This is a genomic window from Pseudanabaena sp. SR411, from assembly GCF_002251945.1.
GTDB lineage: Bacteria > Cyanobacteriota > Cyanobacteriia > Pseudanabaenales > Pseudanabaenaceae > Pseudanabaena.
The window spans coordinates 1-1,518 of sequence record NZ_NDHW01000012.1 but is presented as its reverse complement, the minus strand read 5'-3'; the positions used below and the strand labels follow the sequence as shown (position 1 = coordinate 1,518).

Genomic DNA, 1,518 nt, shown 5'->3' with positions numbered 1-1,518 from the left:
ACGCCTCGGTTGTKCCATGCTTCGTSTTYGTCAGGTTTGATTTGCAAGGCTTGGTCATAGGCGGAGATCGCTTCTTCGTATCTGCCTAAATTATCTAGCGCAACGCCTCGGTTGTTCCATGCTTCGTGGTAGTTAGGTCTGATTTCTAAGGCTCTGTCATAGGATGCGATCTCTTCTTCGTATCTGCCTAAATTACCTAGCGCATTGCCTTGGTTGTACCATGCTTCGTGGTAGTTAGGTTTGATTTCTAAGGCTCTGTCATAGGATGTGTTCGCTTCTTCGTATCTGCCTAAATTATCTAGCGCAATGCCTCGGTTGTTCCATGCTTCGTGGTCGTCAGGTCTGAATTCTAGGGCTTTGTTATAGGATGCGATCGCTTCTTCGTTTCTTCCTACACTTCTTAGCGAATTGCCTCGGTCATCATACACTTCGTAGTTGTCAGGTTTGATTTCTAAGGCTTTGTCATAGGAGATGATCGCTTCTTCGCATCTGCCTAAAATATACAGTAAAAGACCTCGTAAGTACCATGTTTTGTGGCTTTCAGGTTGGATTTCTAAAGCTCTCTCAAAAGAGGAGAGAGCTTCTTCACCTCTTTCTAATTTGAATAATGTGATGCCTCGGTTGCTCCAGATTTCTTGTTGGTCAGGCTTGATGCTTATGGATTTGTCAAAGGAATTGATCGCTTCTTCGTATCTGTCTAAACTATATAGTACAAAGCCTCTTGCGTGATATGCATGGTGGTAATCAGGTTTAATTGCTAGGAATTGGTCAAAGGAGGCAATTGATTCTTCGTTTCTTCCTAAATTAAATAACACAACGCCTCTGTTATACCAAGCTTCGTGGTCGTTAGGGTTGAATTGCAAGGCTTTGTCAAAGGAGTTGATCGATTCTTCGTAGTTTTCTACTTCAAAGAAAGTTTGTCCTAAATGCCGTTGGAGCAATTCAGAGCTAAATTCGGGATTTGCATCTGTGACGAGATATTCAGCGAGTTCCTTTGCTTGCCGTAACCATTGCAATCGTTGAGATGTTGGAACAATCATTGCTTTATAAATAAGTGCCGCAAACTTAGCTAAACCCTCTAGAAATTGGATTTGAGCAAAGCAGATTTGCCTTGTGGCTTCTAGTTGTGATCGAGAGAGATTAAGTTTTGCAAGTTCCTCATTACTGACAAATTCTTGTTCTAGAACTATCGATCCATTCATTGCTGCTGGCTCGATCACGCTCAAAAATTTGCGTGTACTTTCAGTCAATAAAATATCAGCTTCGAGACTGCCTTCACTAGCGATTGCAGTAAAGAGAGTCTTGATCACATCGGTTTGTTTAAAATAATGAGATTCAAAAAGATGTGTCAAAAGGACTTGACGAATATCTTGATTGTCGGCAAAACAACTGTAATAAAGTGCTTCTGCCTTGTAGGGGGCTTGCGAAGAAATAAGATACCAAAGATTATAGAAATAGGGATATAAAATTCTTGTTTTCAATTTATATAGGACTAAGAGAGTGATTTTCAGCGATGAA

At 40.8% G+C, this 1,518-nt stretch carries 1 protein-coding gene; it reads right to left on the bottom strand.

Annotated elements, in window-relative coordinates; genetic code table 11:
• Window positions 1-1,481 (bottom strand): tetratricopeptide repeat protein (locus B9G53_RS00150; RefSeq protein WP_217901474.1); only part of this gene is annotated, 1,481 nt, incomplete at its 3' end.
• Window positions 1,482-1,518 lie beyond the last annotated feature (37 nt).